The 22,035-nt window shown below is 62.5% G+C and carries 17 protein-coding genes; all 17 read left to right on the top strand.

Going from position 1 to position 22,035, the window contains the following annotated elements:
• Positions 1-176: 176 nt before the first annotated feature.
• Positions 177-2,507, top strand: a complete 2,331-nt coding sequence (locus AC1U7K_RS07615) for an amylo-alpha-1,6-glucosidase (RefSeq protein ID WP_480250460.1) — start codon at positions 177-179, stop codon at positions 2,505-2,507.
• A 161-nt stretch (positions 2,508-2,668) separates the two neighbouring features.
• Positions 2,669-3,010 (top strand): thioredoxin, encoded by a 342-nt coding sequence (gene trxA / locus AC1U7K_RS07610; RefSeq protein WP_480250458.1) that lies wholly within the window; start codon positions 2,669-2,671, stop codon positions 3,008-3,010.
• Positions 3,011-3,030: 20 nt separating this feature from the next.
• A complete protein-coding gene (gene recN / locus AC1U7K_RS07605; protein ID WP_480250457.1) occupies positions 3,031-4,761 on the top strand; it encodes a DNA repair protein RecN in 1,731 nt (576 codons plus the stop codon).
• A gap of 366 nt (positions 4,762-5,127) precedes the next feature.
• Positions 5,128-5,835, top strand: coding sequence for a polysaccharide biosynthesis/export family protein (locus AC1U7K_RS07600; RefSeq protein ID WP_480250456.1), 708 nt, complete (start codon positions 5,128-5,130; stop codon positions 5,833-5,835).
• On the top strand, positions 5,832-6,440 hold the full coding sequence (locus AC1U7K_RS07595; protein ID WP_480250454.1) for a polysaccharide biosynthesis/export family protein: 609 nt from the start codon (positions 5,832-5,834) through the stop codon (positions 6,438-6,440). The genes AC1U7K_RS07600 and AC1U7K_RS07595 overlap by 4 nt, the downstream gene beginning before the upstream one ends.
• 328 nt (positions 6,441-6,768) lie before the next feature.
• Entirely contained in the window at positions 6,769-8,034 is a 1,266-nt protein-coding gene (locus AC1U7K_RS07590) for an outer membrane beta-barrel protein (RefSeq protein ID WP_480250453.1), read from the top strand.
• Positions 8,035-8,036: 2 nt separating this feature from the next.
• Positions 8,037-10,241, top strand: coding sequence for a GumC family protein (locus tag AC1U7K_RS07585; RefSeq protein ID WP_480250451.1), 2,205 nt, complete (start codon positions 8,037-8,039; stop codon positions 10,239-10,241).
• Positions 10,242-10,347: 106 nt separating this feature from the next.
• Positions 10,348-12,354 (top strand): GAF domain-containing protein, encoded by a 2,007-nt coding sequence (locus tag AC1U7K_RS07580; protein ID WP_480250450.1) that lies wholly within the window; start codon positions 10,348-10,350, stop codon positions 12,352-12,354.
• 43 nt (positions 12,355-12,397) lie between these two features.
• Entirely contained in the window at positions 12,398-13,030 is a 633-nt protein-coding gene (locus AC1U7K_RS07575) for a response regulator (protein WP_480250449.1), read from the top strand.
• Between the two features lie 413 nt (positions 13,031-13,443).
• The gene (locus AC1U7K_RS07570; RefSeq protein WP_480250448.1) at positions 13,444-14,658 is read left to right on the top strand and encodes an exopolysaccharide biosynthesis polyprenyl glycosylphosphotransferase; all 1,215 of its coding nucleotides are present in this window, start codon (positions 13,444-13,446) and stop codon (positions 14,656-14,658) included.
• A 19-nt stretch (positions 14,659-14,677) separates the two neighbouring features.
• A complete protein-coding gene (locus AC1U7K_RS07565) occupies positions 14,678-15,529 on the top strand; it encodes an XrtA system polysaccharide deacetylase (RefSeq protein WP_480250446.1) in 852 nt (283 codons plus the stop codon).
• A complete protein-coding gene (locus AC1U7K_RS07560) occupies positions 15,526-16,593 on the top strand; it encodes a FemAB family XrtA/PEP-CTERM system-associated protein (RefSeq protein WP_480250445.1) in 1,068 nt (355 codons plus the stop codon). Before AC1U7K_RS07565 ends, AC1U7K_RS07560 begins: the two co-directional genes overlap by 4 nt.
• On the top strand, positions 16,590-17,795 hold the full coding sequence (gene wecB, locus AC1U7K_RS07555; protein WP_480250444.1) for a non-hydrolyzing UDP-N-acetylglucosamine 2-epimerase: 1,206 nt from the start codon (positions 16,590-16,592) through the stop codon (positions 17,793-17,795). Before AC1U7K_RS07560 ends, wecB begins: the two co-directional genes overlap by 4 nt.
• A gap of 15 nt (positions 17,796-17,810) precedes the next feature.
• Positions 17,811-19,007 carry a hypothetical protein gene (locus AC1U7K_RS07550; protein WP_480250443.1) on the top strand — a complete coding sequence of 399 codons (1,197 nt, stop codon included), beginning with the start codon at positions 17,811-17,813 and terminating at the stop codon, positions 19,005-19,007.
• Positions 19,000-19,989: a GNAT family N-acetyltransferase gene (locus AC1U7K_RS07545; RefSeq protein WP_480250442.1), complete on the top strand. Its 990-nt coding sequence runs from the start codon at positions 19,000-19,002 to the stop codon at positions 19,987-19,989. Before AC1U7K_RS07550 ends, AC1U7K_RS07545 begins: the two co-directional genes overlap by 8 nt.
• Positions 19,989-21,824: an arsenate reductase/protein-tyrosine-phosphatase family protein gene (locus AC1U7K_RS07540; protein ID WP_480250440.1), complete on the top strand. Its 1,836-nt coding sequence runs from the start codon at positions 19,989-19,991 to the stop codon at positions 21,822-21,824. The genes AC1U7K_RS07545 and AC1U7K_RS07540 overlap by 1 nt, the downstream gene beginning before the upstream one ends.
• 7 nt (positions 21,825-21,831) lie before the next feature.
• Positions 21,832-22,035, top strand: a 204-nt coding sequence (locus AC1U7K_RS07535; RefSeq protein ID WP_480250439.1) for a hypothetical protein, incomplete at its 3' end; no start/stop codon positions are given.

The raw sequence follows: 22,035 nt of genomic DNA, 5'->3' as shown, positions 1-22,035 counted from the left end.
AAAGGCACGTCTCGACGTGCCGGGGTGGGCGGGTGAAAAATACTGCACAAGTGACCGGCCCACAACGCCAGCCGCCCCTTTTGGTTGAAGTGGTGGATGAGAAAAGAACCGCCACGATCGGAATGTGCTCGACAGTGAAGCCTCCTCACGCACCTTCCCGGTGATGGTGGAAAAGGATGGCCGCCGCGACGGCGGCTCTAGGGATGAGCTGGCCTATTTCGCGCAGAACGTTCCTCGCCGTGCTGGCCCATCGGGCATGGCTGGGCCTCCCGCTGCTGCTCGCACAGTCCTGCCGGCACAAACAACCCGTCGAGCCCGCTCCGTCTCGAAAAGAACGTGTACTGACCAAAGCGAGACCGGCGGCTGCTGCGAGCCTCGCGGACGCCGTCGTCATGAAAGAGCAGGACATTTTTCTCGTCACGCAAGCCGATGGCCAAATCCCTATCGGGAACGGCCACGGGCTCGGGCTCTATTACCACGATTGCCGCTATCTCAACGGGTACGAGTTGAGGCTCGGCCGCCTGGTGCCCCATGGGCTGGGCGGGACGGCGGAGGCGGGATACACGGCCACGCTTCAACTGGCGAATCCCGAGATGCAGATGATGAACGGGACGGTATTGGCCCAAGAGGAAATCGCCGTGGACTGGCACCGGCTGCTCCACGGGGGGACGCCGGCCCTGCATGATCAATTGTTCTTTCATAACTACAGTGGTCGGCCGGTCGACTTCACCGTGTCGTTGACGTTTGAGGCCTCCTTCGAGGACGTGTTCGTTGTCCGTGGGTTGTTGTCCGACCCCACCGGCCGGCGGGAGCCTCCCGGCTGGCGTGATGAGATTCTAGGATTCGTCTATGCGGGAACGGATCATCTGTACCGAAGCGTCTCCATTCAGTTCGACCCCGTCCCTCACGCGGTGAACGGCACCACGGTGGAGTTCCACATCCAGCTCCCGCCGCGAGGCGTACAACGCCTCCATCTGGATGTGGTGTTGAGCGAGTCTTCCGATCGACGACAAGTGGAGCCGCAGGTGCATCGTCGACCCAATCTCGTCGATCACCAATCAAAGCTGGAAGCGGACGCCGAACGATGGCTGAAATCCATTGCCCGCGTGTCCACAGACAATCTGGTGCTGCAGCGTGCACTGGATCGGTCCTTCCGGGATCTGCTCATGTTGCGAAGCCGGATTCGCGGGGACGAATTCTTTTCCGCCGGGATCCCGTGGTTTGCGACCTTATTCGGCCGCGACAGCTTGATCACGAGCTTGCAAACCCTCGCGTACGATCCGGACATCGCGGCGCAGACCTTGCGCCTGCTCGCGCAATATCAAGGCACGCGGCTCGATGCTTGGCGCGACGAGGAGCCGGGCAAGATCCTGCACGAACTTCGTATCGGTGAAGCGGCGCGGCTTGGATTGGTCCCGCATACGCCGTACTACGGGTCCGTCGACGCGACGCTCCTCTTTCTGATCCTCGTCGGCCAGCATGCCGTGTGGACCGGTGAGCTGTTCCTGTTCAAGGAGCTTCGGGATCACATCGAACATGCGCTCGAATGGATGGATGTCTATGGCGATGCGCACGGGACGCAGTATGTCGCCTATCGCAGCGCGTCGAGTCAAGGCTTGGTCAATCAGGGATGGAAGGATTCCGGAAATGCGATCGTGAATCAGGATGGGAGTGCGGTGACAGCGCCGGTGGCCTTGGTCGAGGTTCAAGGCTATGCCTATCGGGCGAAGCTCAGCATGGCGGCCCTGTTTCACCGTGCCGGTGATCAAGAACGGGCGGCACGACTCCGAACGGAAGCGGAGCGACTGCGAGAGCCGTTCAACCGCGACTTTTGGATGCCGGAACGCCAATGTTACGCCTTGGCTCTTCAGAGCGGCGGACGACAGGCTGCCGTCATTGCCTCGAACGCCGGACAGGCCTTATGGGCGGGGATTGCCGATGACGAGCTCAGTGGAGCGGTGGCCGACCGTCTGATGGCGCGCGAGATGTTCACCGGATGGGGGATTCGGACATTGTCGGCAGGGGAGCAAGCCTACAACCCTCTGGGCTATCATGTCGGGACAGTGTGGCCGCACGATAATTCTCTTATTGTGGCTGGCCTACGCCGCTACGGGTTCGACGGTCCCGCCCTCGAAGTGTTTTCGGGTATGACGCAGGCTTCGCAGTACTTTAAGGACTCCCAGCTCCCGGAACTGTTCGGTGGTTTTGACCGAAGCACGTTTCATCGTCCCATCGCCTATCCGGTCGCCTGTCATCCGCAAGCCTGGGCGGCCGGCGCGCTGCCCTATATGCTGCAGTCTCTGTTGGGCCTGACTCCCAACGCCTTTGAGCATCGTCTCGAGATCGTCCGCCCCCGGCTGCCCGCGTTCGTGGAAACCGTCGAGGTCCGTCAGCTTCGTGTCGGGCAAGCGATCTGTAGCGTGAAATTCGAGCGGAAGGCGCAAGGGTTCGTGCACGTCGACATCCTCGACACGCAAGGTCCGCTCGAGATTCACAGGAGAGAGTGAACGGCGCGCAGCCGGCGCTCGCAATGCCGTGGTGATGCTGCCCGCTTGCCCATCGACGCGCCGCACACCAAACGAGGCCTCGGTCCTCGCGCCATTGACTCCCCTAAGAACCGTACGATACGATGCCGGCTCGACTCTGGATGCACGGAAGGAGGGCGCTTGTGGGAAATGCGTTGAAGGTGGATGATCGGACGTGGGAAACGGAAGTCATCAAATCGCCGGGCGTCGTGATGGTGGATTTCTGGGCAGTGTGGTGCGGGCCGTGTCAGATGGTCGCGCCGATCGTCGATGAATTGGCGACCGAGTATGCCGGGAAGCTGAAGGTCATGAAGCTGAACACCGATGAGAATCCGGAGGTCGCCGGCCGCTATCAAATCATGAGCATCCCCACAATCCTGTTCTTCAAGAACGGACAGCCGGTCGAGAAACTCATCGGGGCCAGACCGAAGCGGCAATTCAAAGAAGTGATCGATAATCTGCTTGCGCAAGCCGCGACGACGTAGGCCGGCTCACGTGATGGGCGTTGCCCGCCGGACGCCTCAGTGAATCGTCCCGCGCCACGGCGTCGCCGCCCTTCCCAATGCTCACCGAGCTGCGAATTACGAACTTCGCGCTGATCGATCGGGTGAGCCTCGAATTTTCTCCCGGGTTTCATGTCTTGACGGGCGAGACGGGGGCCGGCAAATCCATCTTGGTGGATGCGCTCGCCCTGCTCGTCGGCGGCCGAGCCACGACGGATCAGATTCGGACCGAGGCCGAAGAAGCGGTCGTGGAAGCGGCTTTTTCGATATCCGGCTCTCATCCCGTTCTTGCCCGGCTCCGCGAGCAGGGGGTCGTTGGCCGTGACGAGACGGAGCTGATCGTTCGCCGGGTGCTCTCGCGCTCCGGACGTCATCGGATCTATGTCAATGGGGCGCTGACACCTCTCCACGTCTTACAGTCGTTCGCCGGCACACTGGTCGATATCCTTGGTCAGCACGACCAGCAATCGCTCCTCTCCCCACAGACCCAACTTCAGGCGCTCGATGCATTCGGTCAGCTCGGTGCCCTCCGTCACGAGTACGCCGACGTCTATGGAGCGTGGTGCGAGATCCGGGAGGCCTTCGAGGCGGAAGAGCGCCGTCTTGCGGAGCAGCGCCAGCAGGAGGAGTTTCTCCAGTTCCAATACCGGGAGCTATCGGATGCGGCGCTCCAACCGGGTGAAGACGAAGCGCTGGCCGCCGAGCAGCAACGGCTTCGTCACGCACAGCGGCTGGGCGAGTTGATCGAGCAGGCGTACGCCGTGCTGTATGACCAGGAACCGTCGTTGCTCGGCGGCTTGAAGCACGTGTCGGATTGTTTGAAAGCGATTCGGCAGATCGACACGGCTGCAGCGGACCTTGTGTCGCTTGCCGACTCGGCGGACATCCCGTTGCGTGAGCTTGTCCACCGTGTCCGCAGCTATCGCGACGGCTTGGAACATGATCCCGATCGCCTTGCCACCGTCGACGAACGAGTCGATCGGCTGCAGCGTTTGAAAAAGAAGTATGGGGAGACGCTGGAGGGGTTGATCCAGAAGCAGGTCCAACTCGGGGAACAGCTTGCCGCGATCGCCTCGTCCGATGAGCGCACGGCCGCGTTGCGAGCTCGTGTGGATGAGGCGCACCAACGCGTGCGTTCCATGGCGGAACGACTGTCCAGTGCTCGTCGACGCGCGGCCGCGTCGCTCGCCAAGCGAGTCAAGCAGGAATTGGCGGCACTGTGCATGGAACGCACTCAATTCATCGTGGATGTGCAAGACGAGGGCAACTTGGGGCCGGCGGGAGCCGACAGGGTGGCGTTCTTGCTGTCCGCAAATCCCGGCGAACCGGTCATGCCGTTGGCGAAGGTGGCGTCCGGTGGCGAGCTGTCACGGATCATGCTCGCTATGAAATCCGTGCTGGCGGAGACCGATACCGTGCCGGTGTTGATCTTCGATGAGATCGACGCCGGTGTCGGCGGAGCGGTCGCGAGCGCCATGGGGCAGCGGCTCCGCGCGTTGGGAACATTTCACCAGGTTCTTGCGATCACGCACCTGCCTCAAATCGCGTCGCTGGCCGACGCGCACTGGCGAGTGGAAAAAGCCGTGACCAAGGGCCGAACGTTCACCCGTGTCACCGCGCTCGATTCGGCTTCTCGCCGTGAGGAAATCGCCCGCATGGTCGCCGGGTCGTCCATTACGCACGCGGTCCGGCAGACCGCCGATGAGATGCTTCGAGGCGCCAAGCCCAAGTAGCGACGTTGTCGTGAGAACCCGCTCCCGGAGGGTCGACTCCGACCCACGTGCGCATGCGTCAGATAGTCCTGACGTACTGCCAGATTTTACCCCTACAGGAGAATAGGGCCACCGCCGATATGGCGGCTTCCCTCCGCTGCTTATCATCCCACCCAACAGCTTGAGCGATTCTGCCTGACGACATCGCCAGGGACCGCGAAACGCCGCCGTCAGACGAGTCTATGCCGAACGGTCAGACCACACCGTGTCGGCCTACTGCTCCTCGAAGGGTTTCTTCCTTCATGCGACTGCAACTCGGGGCCGTGACGGATCGAGTGATCAACCGAGTTCGCCTCACGACCCGGGGCTTACGAAAGGGGTGACAACGTGCGCGCGACCGTACAATTGCTTGGCCTGCTCGGGTTCTCTCTGCTCATCAGTTCCCTACCGGCGATTGCTGGTGCGCAACTAGGGCCGACGCCCGAGTCGAAGCCGTCGGCCCCTCCGTCCTCCGTCGGGAAACGGGCCGGCGTGGACGGCACGCAGGCGATGGAAAAGGCCGAAAAAGATTCCTTGGTCGTGACGAACGAATATTACATCGGGCCGGAAGACGTGCTGGAGATCATTGTGTGGCGCAATCAGGATCTTTCCAAAGTCGTCACCGTCCGGCCGGATGGTCGCATTTCGCTGCCGCTCTTGGGCGACATCGAGGCGACGGGGCTCACGCCGAGCGAGTTGACCGCCAATATCGTCAACCGGCTCAAACAATTCAAAGAGACGCCGACCGTGTCCGTCATCCTCCAGCAAGTGAACAGCTACGGGATTTATGTGCTGGGGGAGGTGCAGAAGCCGGGACGGTACTATTTGAAGAGTAAGACGACCCTGCTTCAGGCGATTACGATCGCGGGCGGATTCACGCCGATCGCCGCGCGTAACAAGATCGTGATCTTCCGATGGGAAGGCAAGAACAACGAAGTGAAGATGAAGGCAAGCTACGATGACATCGTGCTGCGCGAGGGGCATGCGCAAAACGTCATTCTCAAACCGGGCGACACGATTGTCGTGCCTGCAGAGACGATGGTGTTGACGCAATGATCGGCTGCCGTTGCCTGTCGAGTGTCGTCTGCCTCGCGTTGGCGGTCGTGGTGGGATGCAGCCCGTTCGATCCTCGTCCGGAGCCTGCCGCCATCACGACCGCGTCTTATGCGAGCGGGGATTACAAGATCGGCCCCGAGGATGTGTTGGAGATCATCGTCTGGCGCAACCAGGACCTGTCGAAAACGGTCACGGTGCGGCCGGACGGGAAAATTTCGCTGCCGTTGATCGGCGACGTCTATGCCGTCGGTCTGACGCCGGATCAGCTGACCAAGGAAATCGTCAACCGCCTGAAAGAGTACAAAGAGAATCCGAATGTGTCCGTCGTGGTCAAGGAGGTGAACAGCTACGGGATCTACGTGTTGGGCGAGGTGGCTCACCCCGGAAAATATCAACTGAAGTCATACACGACCGTGCTGCAAGCGGTCTCCATGGCGGGCGGCTTCACGCCGTACGCGTCCAAGAGCAAGATGTTCATGCTGCGGAAGGTGCCGGACCGGGAGACCGAGGTGCGAATCCCGATCGATTACGATGAGATCGTGTCGGGTGAGGACTCGACTCACAACGCCATCCTCGTTCCCGGCGACACGCTGGTGGTGCCCTAGTAGGGTATTACAGGATGTTCAAAAAGGCCGTCCGTTTCACCCGCCCGCCCCAGGCGCGCCAAGACGTGCCCCTTCCCGGCCAAGGCCGCAGCGAAGGAGGAGGCGAAGCGTACTATTGTTTGTACGTTGAGCCGCCGAGTGATGCGAGGTGCGCGAGGCGAGGAATAATTCGCCTCACGTTTGCGCACGGGCGCGAGATGGTGAGCGCCCAGTGGAAGCTCGCGGCCTTTTTCGACATCCTGCGGAGCGTGAACGTCGTGGCCATGCACGAGAGCGGAATGACCATTCGCCGGCAGCCTACCCCGGCAACTTCCCTCGAAGGCCGGAGATGTGTCGGTCCACGGCGCGGCGCGTAACGGCGTTCGGCTTCACCGTGCTCGCCGGGCTGACTGCACTGATTCCGGCGGCGTGGGGTCAAGCGCAGACGCGGGTCATTCCCTCCATCAGCGTGTCCGAGCGGTACGATACGAACGTGTACTTTATCCAGTCGGGAAAGCACCTCGAGGATTTCGTGACGACCATCGCGCCGCAACTGAACGTGGAACATTCCAGCCGGCTCTTGACGGTCAACGGCCGGACCACCATGACGAGCGAATTGTACGTCGAGAATCCCGGCTTGAATTACATCGCCGTTAACGCGGGCGCCAGCGTCAATCTCGATCCGATTGCCGCGATGGTGAGTAAACGCTGGAAGCTTGGCTTCTCCGAATACGTCACCTACACGCCGCAGCCGCCGAATTTCTTTCGACCAGAAGCGGGGACCGGCGCTCAGGACAACTTCATCCGCGGGATCCAAGCGGTCCGGGCGAATTCGTTGATCAATATCGTGACGGCGACCACCGCGTATGAGTTTAACCGGGTCACCAGCATGCAAGCGTCCGTGTCGAACCAATACATGCGGTTCGGGACGACGTTTGCGCCGACGCCCGGGCAAGGCTTCTTCACCACCACCTTCACCAACGTCGGCGTGGGACCGCAGTTTCGGGTGACGCCGCGGGATGTCGTGACTCTGAATTTCAACTATTCCAGCGTCAATTGGAGTCAGGGGAGCACATTCAATAGCGGTTTTGAGCTCGAAGGCGGCACGGTGGCCTGGCGGCACGGGTTTACACAGAAACTGTCGGCGAACGTCTCCGGCGGTTTTACGAAGTTCAGCGGGAGCAACCGACTGCAATATCTTGCGAGCGGGTCGCTCGAGTACACCGAACGAAATACCACCGTGACCGCGACGTATTCACGCTCGATCTTCCCCAGTTTCTTTATTCAGGCGCTGCCATTGATCAGCCAGGTGGCCTCGTTGTCCGTGATGCATCGCTTTACCGAGCGCCTGTCGGTGTCGGGGATGGTGAATTACGGGAGGAACGAGTCCACGCCCAATCCCGTGCTCGAGTTCATTTCGTATGGCGCGCAGGCCAGTATCAACTACCAGCTGACCAAGACGCTGACCCTGACCGGCGGCTATTTGCACAATAAGATCGATAACAAATTCAGCGGGCAGTCGTTTGACTTCAATCGGGATGCCGTGACGATCACGCTGAACGCCCAATTTCCGAACGCCTTCCGCGAGTGGATGGACAGACTGGAGCGCAGGTAACGATGCTCGAATTCGCCGACTATATCGATGTCCTGAAGCGGCGCAAGTGGATCGTGCTCCTCTGGCTGATTGTCGGCTTGGTCGGCGCCGCGGTCGCCTTTTTCTTCATGCCGAAAGTGTACCGGTCGAGCACGCTGATCTTGGTGGAGTCGCAGAAGGTGCCGACCGATTACATCAAGCCGATGGCGGTGGATACGATCGAGGAGCGATTGATCACGATTCAGCAGCAAATCCTCAGCCGGACGCTGCTTCAGAAGATTATCGAAGAGTTTCATCTGTACGCCGACGAGCTGAAGCGCCAGCCGCTCGACGACGTGGTCGATTTGATGCGGCGCGATATCAAGGTGACGACCGTCGATGATCGGATGCACCGCAACATCCAGGCCTTCACGATTTCCTACGACGGCTATGATCCGATGCTCGTCATGCAGGTCACCAACAAGCTCGCCTCGCTGTTCATCGGGGAAAACCTGAAAGTGCGCGAGCAGCTCGTGGAGGGCACGTCGGAATTCCTGGATCAGGAATTGCTGCGCGTGAAGGAAAAGCTGGACCGCCAGGAGGCGGAGATCACGGCCTATAAACAGCGGCACATGGGGCAGCTCCCCCAGCAGAGCGAGGCGATGCTCAGGACGCTCGATCGTCTCAACATCGAACTGCAGACGCAACACGACATGCTGCGGATGTTGGTGGAGCGGCGCGAGATCATGCGCGACGCGATCGAGAGTACGACCGGGTCGCCGGGCGCCGTCATTCACCTCTCGCCGAAGGCCCGGCTCCGGCAATTACGTGAACAACTGGCCCAGTTGCTCGCCGAGTACAAGGACACGTATCCCGACGTGTTGCGGCTGCGGCGCGAGATCAAGGATCTGGAGACCCGCATCGCCAGAGGCCCGTTGAAGGAAGACCTCGAGGAAGACGTCGTCGTCAGCGGCTCGGACGTCGATGGGCAATTACGGACGGTGGAAGCGGAGATCCGGGTGCGACGGCAGCGGGTGGCCGACCTCGAGCGGCAGATCAAGGATCTCGAGCATCGCATGGAGACGATGCCCTTGCGCGAGCAGGAATTGAGCGTCCTGCTGCGCGACTACGAAAACACCAATAAGCATTACCAAACGCTGCTCGCGAACAAGGAGACCGCCAAAGTCACCGAACAGATGGAGAAGCGGCAGAAGGGCGAGCAATTCCGCGTGCTCGATCCCGCCAACTTCCCGGTTAAGCCCATTAAACCGGATCCGTTGAAGGTCTTCATGGCCGGGCTCGTGGGCGGTCTCGGGCTCGCCGGAGGCACGATCTGGTGGTTGGATTTCCGGAACTTGCCGTTTCGGCGTCCGGAGGAGATCGAGGTCTCGCTGGGATTGCCGATGCTGGCAACCATTCCACACATGTTCATCGCGGGCGGCGGCGAAGCGTCCAACGGGGCGGCCGATCCTCCGTCACGATGGAAGCGGTGGTTCACGCGCGTGCAGCGGCCTGCAGCGCCCGAGTCGGGCAACGGCACGATGCTCCAGAAGCTGCCGGCCGGCGGGCGGTCACAGCGCGTCTTGCAGGCGCACATGAATGCGCTGGGGGCCGAGCAGTTCCGGGTCCTCGCGGGACGGATCGTCCAGGCGCGTGAGAAGAAGGGCGCCAAAATCCTCGCCGTCACCAGCTCGCTCTCCGGCGAGGGGAAAACCACCGTTGCCCTGGGCCTCGCGGTGACGCTCGCCCGCGATTATCTGGAAGAAACCATCCTGATCGACGGCGACATTCGCAACCCCGAAGTCTCGATCCGGATGGGTCTCCAAAACGACCCAGGCTTGATCAACGTTTTGGCCGGTCAGTGTCGCTTGGATCAGACGCTGTCGCAGCACAGCCATCCCAACCTCCGGATTCTTCCGGCCGGCACGGTCGAGCACGGCGGGCCGGGGCTCACGGCGAGCCGGCTGGGCATGCAGGAGCTGTTGAGCGACCTGCGGCAACGCGGCGTGTTGGTCGTCCTCGATGCACCGCCGATTCTGCCGATGGCCGACATGAACCTGTTCTCGGAGGTGGTCGACGGCATCGTGCTTGTGGTGCGTGCGGAACAGACACCGCAAGGGGTGGTGGGCGAGGCGCTGCGCTTCCTCGCGGGCGGCAGTATCGAAGGCGTCGTGCTGAATGATTTGATCACCCCACGGCACCAGTACTATGGGCGGTATGCGATGGCTGAGCAGCCGCCCGTGCTGTGAATAGATGCCATTACCTAGGACCTCGGTTGCGTTCCGTTCTGAACGGCTTTTATGATAGAGAGTCTGCGTAAGCACAACGGTACGAGGACTCCGAAGTATTTACGACATGGTACGTCGAACGAGATCGGATAGCGCGGGTTCTGGCTGGTCGGCAGGCGGGCTGCTGGCGACGCTGGTCGTCGTCTGGATCGGCATGGTCGCGATCGCGACCGTCCTCGTCCGACAGCTTGAATCCAGCCTGCTTCTGGTAGCGGGACAGGGCCTTGCCCGAACCGCGGCCTCACTGAGCGACTCCATCAGTCGGGTCATGTACGAGCATGGCCTCTACGCTCGCACCCTCGCACAGGTCCGTTCTCTTCGAGAAGGGCCCGCAGAGGCGGCAGCCGACTATCTACGGTCCCTGAAATTGGCCTTACCCGACTATGTACGCATCAACGTGACGAACGCGGAAGGACAGGTCGTGGCGTCATCCGACCCGACTGCCGTGGGGACGGAGGAAGGGCAAAGTCGATGGTTTCAAGCGCTGCGGCAGCACGCGCTCAGCGAACGACCGTTCGCGGAGACGTTCGATCAGGCGGCTCGAGCGCTGATCTTTCCTGCGCCAATGGTCGACGACGAGGGGCGATGGGCGGGAGCCGTCATCTTGCGGGTTGACCTCCGCACGCTAGAGTTCTTGTTCGATGCCGCCAGGCGGTCGTCCGCGGGCGTAAGTGATGGCGGGGGCTTCGTGGAATATCGCCTCGTAGCCGACAATGGTCTTGTACTGTATGAACCTGCCGCGCGCCGAACAGGCCAGTCGACGGCGCAGGCGATGGACCGGGTGCCTGCATTCTCCGATTCATCGGGCTATCGCTTCGAGCTGCATCCGCAACGCGGGTTGCCCGTGGTCACGGGTTACGCGGGCGTCGCAAGGTATGGCCGGGCAGAAGAGGGGCAACCGCGCTGGCTCGTCCTCGCGCGGATGGATCGCAGCCGCGTTGTGGCGAGCTTCCATCGTCGCGTGGAGCAGCTACTTGTCTGGGCTGCCCTCGCACTGATCGTCGTGCTGGCCGCGCTCGCATGGCTTCTCATGCGGGTACGGCGCGCCTTGCAAGCGGAGACGGTTGTCGTCGAGCGGAGTTCCGCCTCTGTCCCATCGCGGGCCTCATCACCGCCGTCGTCGCGTTCTCAACCAACGGGCGGACCCCAAGAGCGAGCCGAGCCGCAGGTCGATGCGCCGCCGGCTCCTGAGTCGGCCGTGCTCACGCCGGCCGTCTGGGAGGAATTCAAGCGTTGGGTGCGGCTCGCGGAAGTCAACCGCGTCGCTTTGTTCAAGAACCATCGGGGCGAGGGGGGAGAACAGTGGGCCAGCCGCCGATACGAATGGATCGGCCGCGGCGAAGTCGCGCGTTCCGAGTGGTCGCAATGGTTCAGTTGGTCGCTCCGCGCCAAAGGCTTCGGCCGCTGGGAAGACGTGCTGTCGCGACGTGAGGTGATCAGCGGATCGGTCGAGACGTTTCCGGAACCAGAGGCGGCCGCGCTGGGCTCGTACGGGATTCGGAACGTCCTCGTCGTGCCACTGTTCGCCGGTCGAGAATGGTGGGGGTTCGTGGAATTCGATCACTGCCTCAGCGAACGCCAGTGGTCGGACGTGGAGCTGCGAGGCTTGACGAAGAGCGCCGCGATTCTTGAAGCCGCGATCGGGATTGCCGACGAACGGGAGTTCCAACGTGTTCTGCGCCAGCTCGACGCCGCGCTCGAATCGACGACCGATGGGGTGCTCGTCGTCGACGCGGACGGTCATGTGAAAAGTTTCAACCAACGTCTCATTGCGATGTGGCAGATGCCGGATGCGGTCGCCAGCGCGCGAACGATTGGCGAGATCACCGACTGGATGATGCGGCAGTTGAAAGTCCCCGAGCTGCTGCTGAGGACGGTCAGCGAACTGCACGCCTCGCCTGAGACGGAAAGCTATGACATCTTGGAGTTGCTCGACGGACGATTGATCGAGCGTGTGAGCACGCCGCATCTGGACGGTGGCCGCGCCGACGGCCGGATTTGGACATTTCGAGAATTGACGCCTGCGACGGAGCCTCTCCGAGGATCCGGGTCGCCTACCGAGGAGCGCGCGTGATGACACCGTCGAGTCGTTAACGATTATCCGAGGAGTTGCCGCTATGATCAAAGTGCTAATTGCCGACGACCATGCCGTCGTCCTCGAAGGCCTGAAGCAGATCTTGTCCGAGACGCCCGATATCATCGTGGCCGCGCAGGCCACGAACGGACAGGAAGTGCTGGACAAGATTCGCTCCAACCACGTGGACGTGGTCGTGCTCGATATCGCCATGCCGGGGCGAAGCGGGCTCGACACGTTGATGCATATCAAACGGGAGCGGCCCAGCTTGCCGGTCCTCGTGTTGAGCGTCCATCCCGAAGATCAGTATGCCGTGCGAGTCTTGAAGGCCGGCGCCTATGGGTATCTGACCAAGGACAGCGCGCCCGAGCAATTGGTCGCCGCGATTCGCAAAGTTGTGACGGGCGGGAAGTACGTGAGCCCGACGCTGGCGGAAAAGCTCGCGTTCGACCTCGAATCCGATTCGGGAAAGCCGCTGCATGAAACCTTGTCCGATCGCGAATACGAGGTTCTCTGTATGATCGCGCTCGGCAAGACGGTGAAGGAAATCGCAGACAAACTGTCCCTCAGCGTAAAAACGATTAGTACCTATCGTGCACGTATCCTCGAGAAGATGAAAATGAAGAACAATGCCGAGCTCACGCATTATGTCATCCGCGAGGGATTGATCGACTGACGGAGTCGCTGGGCCTCTGCCCGGCCGCTCCTTCGCTGCCTACCCTAGGAGCGAGTCCGTAGGACTCGATCACCGGCTTCGAGCCTCCCGCTTCGTCGCAGCTGCTTCACCCCGCCTGTGCGTCCTGTCAACGTTTCCGCGCCAAGCGCCTTCATCATGAATGCGACGACGGCCATTTCTCTGAACGTCGACCATTTGCCGTCATGCGGTGTCACTGTCGATAGCCGCACGCGCGTTCCCTGCGCACCGCAATCATCTCTTACGCGCTCCCCGCTACCTGTAAGTTGAGGGCGAATCGGGGGGCGAAGGAATTCCTACAGCCCTAACAGCCCTTTTCCGATGTTGCCTCCGAGGTGAAGCCTCTACGATGCCTTCAGCATTTCCACGGGTACAGGTTGTCCGAGGGGGTATGCATGGCGGAGACGGAGGATACGTTAGCCGAGTATTTGCGCTTGACCGCCGCTCTACATGACGCGCAGACGGGATCGACGGAATGGTTGACGGCTTCACCCGATACATCGGTGTCTTCGGATCTTGACCGAGTGGCGTGGCAGCCGTTTCCTCATCGCGGTGAACAGGGACCGGACCGGTGGGTCTGGGCGTACCGAGCGTCGCAGGAGAGCGGGAGTCGGCCGACCGTCCGAGGTCGACTGCGACCGGGCCGTGCTCGGGTTCTCATCGTAGGAAATGGTCTGCTCGGCGATCGGCTGCTCGCAGAGTTGACGAGGCATTCGTCGTATCAGGTGGTCGGCCGAGTGTGCCGGCGCATCGGTGGCGAGGCAGCCCTCGATGACCACGAGCGGGAGCGATACGATCCGTTGGAGCAATTGGACAAGATTGCCATGCGCGACGCCATCGATTGTGTCGTCGTCGCCGCCTCTGATGGCCGCGGCGATTTGCCGATGCATCAGTTGTTGGCGTGCCGGTTTCGGGGGATTCGCGTCGAAGACGGCGTCACGTTTTACGAGCGCGTGTGTCGAAAGGTTCCTCTCGACGGCCTCAGACCGAGTCACTTTTTGTTCCACGGCGGGTTTCGCTGGCCCTCCCGCCTCGTGAAGCGAGCCGCCGATCTGTGTCTGGCCATCGCGGCGTTGATCTGTGCGGCTCCGCTCTTCGTGGTGTTGCCGCTGCTCATCAAGTTCACGTCGCGGGGCCCCGTGTTCTACCGGCAGGAACGGCTCGGGATGGACGGGCGTCCGTTTACGATCTTGAAGTTTCGGTCGATGCGGCAAAACGCCGAGATTCCGGGCCGCGCCATGTGGGCGGAGGAGAGCGATCCGCGGGTCACACCGATCGGTCGGTTTATGCGGCAATACCGGCTCGATGAGCTTCCGCAGATCATCAACGTGTTGCGGGGCGAGATGAGCATGATCGGCCCGAGGCCCGAGCGTCCCGAATTCATCGATCGGCTCTCGAAAGACATTCCCTATTATCCGTATCGCCTGGCGGTCAAGCCCGGCATTACGGGATGGGCGCAGGTCAAGTTCCGCTATGGCGCCACGGTTCAAGACGCTGCCGAAAAACTGCAATACGACCTCTACTACATCAAGCACATGTCGCTGCGCCTGGACGGCCTGATCGCGCTGAAGACGCTGCACACCGTCCTGTTCCAATCCGGGGCACGATAGTCGGGTTGAAAGGGTCACGATGAATGCGCTGACGATCGACGTCGAGGAATACTTCCACGTCTCGGCCTTCGAGGGTGTGGTGAAGACGGAGGAATGGGATCGGTTCGAAAGCCGGGTGGAGGCGTCGACCGATCGTCTCCTCGAGCTGCTCGGGCATGCGGGTGCACGGGCGACGTTCTTTGTGCTCGGGTGGGTGGCCGAACGGCACCCGGGCCTTGTCCGTCGGATTCGAGACCAAGGGCATGAATTGGCTTCGCACGGCTATGCCCATCAAATGGTGACGGCTCTGACTCCGACAGCGTTTCGGGAAGATGTCCGACGTGCAAAACGCGTCATCGAGCAGATCGTCGGCGAGCCGATTTTGGGCTATCGCGCACCGAGTTTCACGATCATGGAGGACACGGTGTGGGCGCTCCGGATCCTCGTCGAAGAAGGGTACGCGTACGATTCGAGTATTTTCCCCGTCTGGCACGATCGCTACGGCTTGCCGGGTGCGACGCCGACGGCTCACCGGCTGACCACGGGCTCCGGGTCCCTTTGGGAAATTCCGCCGTCGACCCTGCCCGTCGGCAAGAGTCGGGTGCCGGTCGCGGGGGGCGGGTATTTCCGGCTCTGGCCCTACGGCTTGCTACGTCGGTGGCTTCGGCGTCTCGAATCCGGGGGCCAACCGCTGGTCCTCTACCTGCATCCGTGGGAGATTGATCCGGCGCAACCGAAGCTCGACGCGCCGGTGGTTTCCCGGTATCGCCACTATCTCAACCTCGATCGGACCGAGGAGCGCCTGATTCGGCTCCTTCAGGATTTCCGATTCGCCTCGATTCGAGACGCATTCGCACCCATTCGAGATCTGGTTCGCGAACGAGTCGCATGATCGCAGCCAGCTTCCACGCGTCCGCACGGCCGGCCCCGTTCGGTCTCACCGTCGGTCCATATGAAGACCGGCACGACTGGAACCGATACGTCCAGTCTTCGCCCCATCGCACCTTCTATCATCGCTTCGAATGGCTCGATGTCATTCCGCGCGCGTTCGGCCATCAGGCGTGGCCCTTGGCCGCGACACGAGGGCGGCGGCTCACGGGTGTCCTTCCGCTCATCCTCATGAGCTCGCGACTGTTCGGACGGTTTCTCGTCTCGCTGCCGTTCGTCAACTACGGCGGACTGTTGGCGGACGACGAGGAGAGCGAGCGCGCGCTCTGGGCGCATGCGACCTCGCTCGCGCAACGGCTCAACGCCCGGCATCTCGAGGCGCGACATCTCAGGCCGCATGAGTTCATCGGCGTCGCCAAGCATCACAAAGTGACGATGGTGCTGGATCTCGCCCCCACCGTCGACGCGCAGTGGAAAGCCTTTGATGCGAAATTGCGAAATCAAATCCGGAAGGCCGAGGCCTCATCGCTGTCGGTGACGATTGGCGGCGCATCGGAAGTGCCGCTCTTCTATCGTGTGTTTGCGCGGAACATGCGCGACCTCGGCACACCGGTCTACGCGCAGACCTTTTTTGATGAAGTGCTCCGTGCGTTTCCCGACACCTGCCGACTCTTGATCGTCCGTCGCGATGGTGAGGCCGTGGCCGCGGGCATCGTCCTCGTGCACGGTGAGACGGCGGAAGTGCCGTGGGCGGCCTCGTGTCGGGATGCGCTTCGCTGGTGCCCCAATCATCGGCTGTATTGGGAGGCGATTCAGTTGGCCTTGAAGGCCGGCTGTCGCCGCTTTGATTTTGGACGCAGCACGCCGGGGTCTGGACCCTACCACTTCAAGCGGCAATGGGGTGCGGTGGAGGTGCCGCTCACGTGGGAGTACTGGACGGCAGACGGCCGCGTGCCGGAATTGAATCCGCACAATCCGCGATATGCCCTCGCCGTCCGGCTCTGGAAGCGGCTTCCGCTTGCCATCGCGAATCGGTTGGGACCGCCGATCGTCCGGAACATCCCATGAACGTGCGCGAGAGAGCCGGTGTGGTCAAGATGATATGCATTGTCGGGGCTCGCCCGAATTTCATGAAGGCCGCCCCGGTCCTGGAAGCGCTGTCCCGACGGACGTGGGCCCGGCTGCGCCTGATCCATACGGGACAACATTACAGTCATGAGATGTCGGCCCTGTTCTTCGACGAGCTCGGACTGCCGAAGCCGGATCTCGACCTGCAGATCGGCTCGGGGCCGCACGGTCGCCAGACCGGCGAAATCATGATTCGGCTGGAACCGGTGTTGGAGGAAGAACGGCCGGACTGGGTCATCGTCTTCGGCGACGTGAACTCCACGGCGGCCGCGGCCTTGTGTGCGGCGAAGATCGGTATTCGGGTCGCCCACGTGGAGGCGGGCCTTCGGAGTTTCGATCGAACGATGCCGGAGGAGTTGAACCGGATTGTCACGGATCACGTGTCCGACCTCCTCTTCACGTCGGAGCCCAGCGGGACACGCAATCTGTTGCGCGAGGGTCTCGACGCGGCGAAGATCGCGTTCGTCGGAAACGTGATGGTGGACACGTTGCTCAAGCATGTGGAGCGGGCGCGCGCCTTGAAAACGGCCGAACGCTACGGAGTCGAGCCGCAGCGATACGCCGTCCTTACCTTGCACCGTCCCGCCAATGTCGATGATCCAGACACGCTCGCCGGAATTCTGGACGCGCTCGCCGAGCTTGGGGATGAACTGCCGATTCTCTTTCCCTGCCACCTGCGCACGCGTGAGCGGCTCGAGCGTGCCCCGGCGGTCGTGCGGCGAGTGCGGGCGCGTGGTCGCATTGGGGTGTTGGAGCCCTTGGGCTATCTCGAGTTTCTCTCGCTCATGTGCGAGGCGCGCGTCGTCTTCACGGACAGCGGCGGAATCCAGGAGGAAACGACGGTGCTCGGCGTGCCGTGCGTCACGCTCAGAGAAAACACCGAACGACCGGCCACGATTGAACACGGCACCAACGAACTCGCCGGCTGCGACAAGGCCGGGATTCTCGATGCGGGGCGACGTGCGATCCGGAGTCGGCGAGGGCCACGACGCGTTCCTGAACTGTGGGATGGAAAAGCGGCGGAGCGGATCGCCGCGGTCTTCGACAGGCTCTACGGAGATGGACCCGACCGCCGGCGACTCCGCGCAGTAGCGCTGACCGGCGACGAAGGCGGCTCGCCGTTGGTGGAGCGACGAACGTAACCTCTAGGACACTGCATGGCCATGGGAGAAGCCGTCCACGGATTGGTCGAGCCACTTCGCCGCGTGCGGCGCTATCTGGAATTATCGCCCGCCGCGCGGGCCGAGCGCCGGCGTGATCGAGCCGGTCTGCCGAAACGCGATCCCGGGGTCGATCGCATCATCGAGGCCGGCCTGGCCTGGCTCGGTCGGGCGCAAGATCAATCGGCCTCACATGACGGCGGTGTGGCCCGGCACTACAGTCTGCAGTCGGGTTGGAGCACGTCCTACCCGGAGACGACCGGCTACATCATTCCCACGTTGCTCGTGGTCGGGATGGAGCACGATGATCGAGGTGTGATCGAGCGGGCGAAGCGCATGGCGGACTGGCTCGTCTCCATCCAATTGCTGGGCGGCGGCTTCCAAGGCGGGATGATCGGTGAGCAGCCGGTCGTGCCGGTGACGTTCAACACCGGGCAGATCTTACTGGGCCTCGCCGCAGCTGCCGAGCACTTCGGTGAGCCCTATCGCAGCGCCATGGTACGGGCGGCCGATTGGCTCGTTGCGACGCAGGACGAAGACGGGTGTTGGCGCCGACATCCGAGTCCGTTCGCCGCCTCAGGCGAGAAGGTCTACGACACGCACGTCGCGTGGGGTCTGCTCGAAGCGGCACGGCTGGAGCCGGCACGAGGGTATGCCGAGGCCGCGCTCGCGAACATGCGGTGGGCCTGCTCGCACCAACGCGCGAATGGGTGGTTTGATCGGTGTTGCCTCACCGACCCAGCGCGACCACTCACTCACACCATCGGCTACGTCCTGCGCGGCATCATCGAAGCGTACCGATTGACGAACGATCGCCGGTGGGTCGAGGCAGCGCGGCGCGCGGCCGATCCGCTACTCGACGTGCTGGATGGTGAGGGATACTTGCCTGGGCGTTTGAACGCCGACTGGAAGCCTGCCGTCTCCTGGTCGTGCCTGACGGGCACGTCACAGATCGCCGTGTGCTGGTGGCTGCTGTTCGACGCCACGCGTGAGATGCGATACCGGGACGCGGCCGTGCGCGCCAACCGCTACGTGCGGCGCAGCATCACCGTCGAGGGACCCGCCGATGTCCGTGGGGGCGTCAAAGGATCCTTCCCCGTGGACGGCGCCTACAATCCCTACCTCTATCTCAATTGGGCGTGCAAATTCACGATCGACGCGAACATCCTAGAGCGCCGGTATCGCGATGCCTGAACGTCGCCGCATAGAGATTGTCGATGCCACGGCGGATGGCTGGGCCGAACGGCTGGCCGGTGCAGCGCCGGCCAATCCGTTCTTTACATCGGCCTACGCCGCCGCGCGGGCTCGTTTGGGATGGGAGTGCCGGATGCTCATCGACGATCGACTGCGCGAGACGAACGCGCTCTGCCCGGTCTTCATCCAGCGCGGACGGGCCGGAGGGCGGCTGGAGATCACCTCATTGCCCGTCCTGATCGCCGCCGACTCCTTTTGGCCGGCGTTGCTCGACGCATGCCGGCGCCATGACATCGTGACGGTGGATGTGGCGACCTTTGCGTCCAGCGAGGCGCTCATTCCACGCCTGCCAGAAGAGCGGGCGCGACGCGAGCGATGGGAATACGTGTTGGAGCTTCACTCTGATGCGCTGTGGGCCGACCTCTCGTCTCACCATCGGCGCCAGATCAAGCGGGGACAACGGTCCGGGCTGCGTATCGAACGCTCCACCGATCGAGCGGCTGTCGATCGGCATGTTGCGTTGATGGCGACGTCGATGGAGCGGCGCAAGGCGCGAGGAGAAGCGGTCCCGGACACCGACGGCTATGCCGCCCGAGAAGTCCTCGCGTTGATGGAAGCAGGCGCCGGTGAGGTGTTTCAAGCCTGGGACGACGACGGCGTGCTGTCTTCGATTCTCGTCCTCATCGCCCGCGAGGGGGGCTACTACCATTCGGCTGGCACGGGTGCGGAAGGGCTGCGGTGCGGCGCGTCTCACGCCCTTGTGCATGAGATCGCGATGGTCCTGAAAGCGGAAGGAAAGAAGACGTTCAACTTGGGCGGTGTCAGCACGGCGGGTTCCGGGCTCGAGCAATTCAAGGGTGGCTTCGGCGCACGGCGCGTTTCGCTGGAGGCCGTCCAACTCACACTCCGTCGTCGTATGACCCAATGGTTCGGGACCGGCGTCAGGATGCTGCGGGATGCCGCGCTGTCGGGGAGCAGGTGATGAGTACCGCATTGATTCTGGGGGATGAGCCGCGAGTCGTGGTGGTAATTGCCAGGTCGCTGGCACGGCGCGGTGTGGTGGTGGATGTCGCCGCGTTGTCTTCGCATGGGCCGGCGCTCGCGTCACGGGCCATCCGGCGGTTCGTGCGCTTCCCCGATCATCAGGCCGATCCGGAATTCTTCCTCACATGGCTCCTCAAGCATCTGGATCGCCATGCCTATGATCGGCTGATCCCGGCCAGCGATACCGCGTTGGCTCTTGTCGGTCGCTATTGGACCGCCTTGTCCCATCTCGTCGCCGTCGGCTGTCCACCGCCGCACATCGTGAACCGCGTGCTTGACAAGGCCGAGACATTAACGCTGGCCGAGCGTCTCGGGATTCCGATTCCGATCACATATGGATTGTTGACCCCCGAAACGTTGACCGACCACGGCGTGCGTTTTCCGATCGTTGCGAAGCCCCGTGGCAAGGCCGATGTCCGCGTTCCGTTCAAGGTGCGTCGGTTCAACAACTCGGATGAGTGGCGGGAAGCGGTCGCGACGTGGCCCGCGATGCTGCAGTCGTGCGTCTTTCAGGAGTATTGCGAGGGCGTGGGCGTGGGCATCGAAACGCTCATGCGTCGTGGAGAGCCGGTCGCGCTGTTCCAGCACCGTCGGATCAAAGAGCTGCCGAGCACGGGTGGCGTGAGCGTGATCGCGGAGTCGCAGGCCGTCGATCCAGTGCTCGCGGAGCACGCCGTCCGCCTGCTTCGCGCACTCGGATGGGATGGCGTCGCGATGGTGGAATTTCGTGTCGATCCCTCGAGTGGCCGCGCCGTCTTGATGGAAGTGAACGGCCGGTACTGGGGCTCGCTGGCGCTGTCTGTCCAAGCAGGCATGGACTTCCCATGGCTCGAATGGCAGATCGCACGCGGCGAGACGCCGAGCGTGCCGCGGCACTATCGAGTCGGTGTCCGTACGCGGTGGACGTCGGGTGCCATCGAGCGATGGTACGGCGAGGTCCAGCGCAGAGGCGGCGTGGGGAGCGCGGGACGCGCGGTCGCAGGATTCCTAAAGGACTGCGCGCCGGGGACTGCCGACATGCTGTGGAGCTGGCGTGATCCACGGCCTGCGGTGAGCGAGACGTTCAGCGTGATCAAAAGACTGCTGTGGGGCGAAGCGAAACAGTACCTCACCCGGGTGATCCCGGATGGGGTGCTGACCGTGCGAGCCAAGAGCCGCGTCCTCGGGACCAGAGCCCGGCGCGTGTTCATTCGAAGGGCGATCCTTCGGGAACTCCGTCTGCTCCGCGATCGCCTGCCCGGTCGCCTCACCGTGAACAACTTCGTTCTGTTCGTCTGCCACGGCAACATCATCCGAAGTCCGATGGCCGCCACGTTACTGAAACAGGCGCTGGCGGCGCGCGGGCAGCGCGTCGACGTGGAATCGGCCGGCCTGCATGCCGACCCCAGGAAGGGGGCCGATCCGCGGGCGATCCAAGCCGCTCAGGCCTTTGCGGTCTCGCTCCGTGAGCATCGTGCGATGCCGGTGACCCCCGACCTCGTGAGGCGCGCGGATGCGATTTTCGTGATGGACGCCTTCAACGAGGCGGAACTCCTCGGCCGGTTCCCCCATGCCCGAGGGAAGGTCTATTTCCTTGGGCTCTGCGGGAGCGCTTCGGATGGAGGCCTGGAGATCGAGGATCCGTATCGAGGGGAACTGGCCGATGTGATTCGATGCTACGAGTTGCTCCGGGGGTGCATTGAGGACTTGGCAGGCCGGATAGCGGCGGCGCCGGCGCGTTCGGGGGTTCCCGCCGGCTTGTATCCCGAGCGACAGCCGGCGTCGGGTCGGTAGCAGGCTGTTGAAAACGATAGCCGGACGCCAGAAGCAACAATACTTCACGGTACAACATGAACAGAAAGAATATCGCAGGATGTTCAAAAAGGCTGTTCAGCAAGGCCGCAGCGAGCGAGGGGGCGAAGCGTACTCTTGTTTGTACGGTGAGCCTCCGAGCGATGCGAGAACGAAGCTGGCGGCCTTTTTCAACATCCTGCTAGTGTCCTGT

It is taken from the genome of Nitrospira sp. Vd2 (assembly GCF_979581665.1).
Note: the sequence above shows the minus strand (reverse complement) of the source record. Positions and strands in the feature narration are given on the sequence as shown.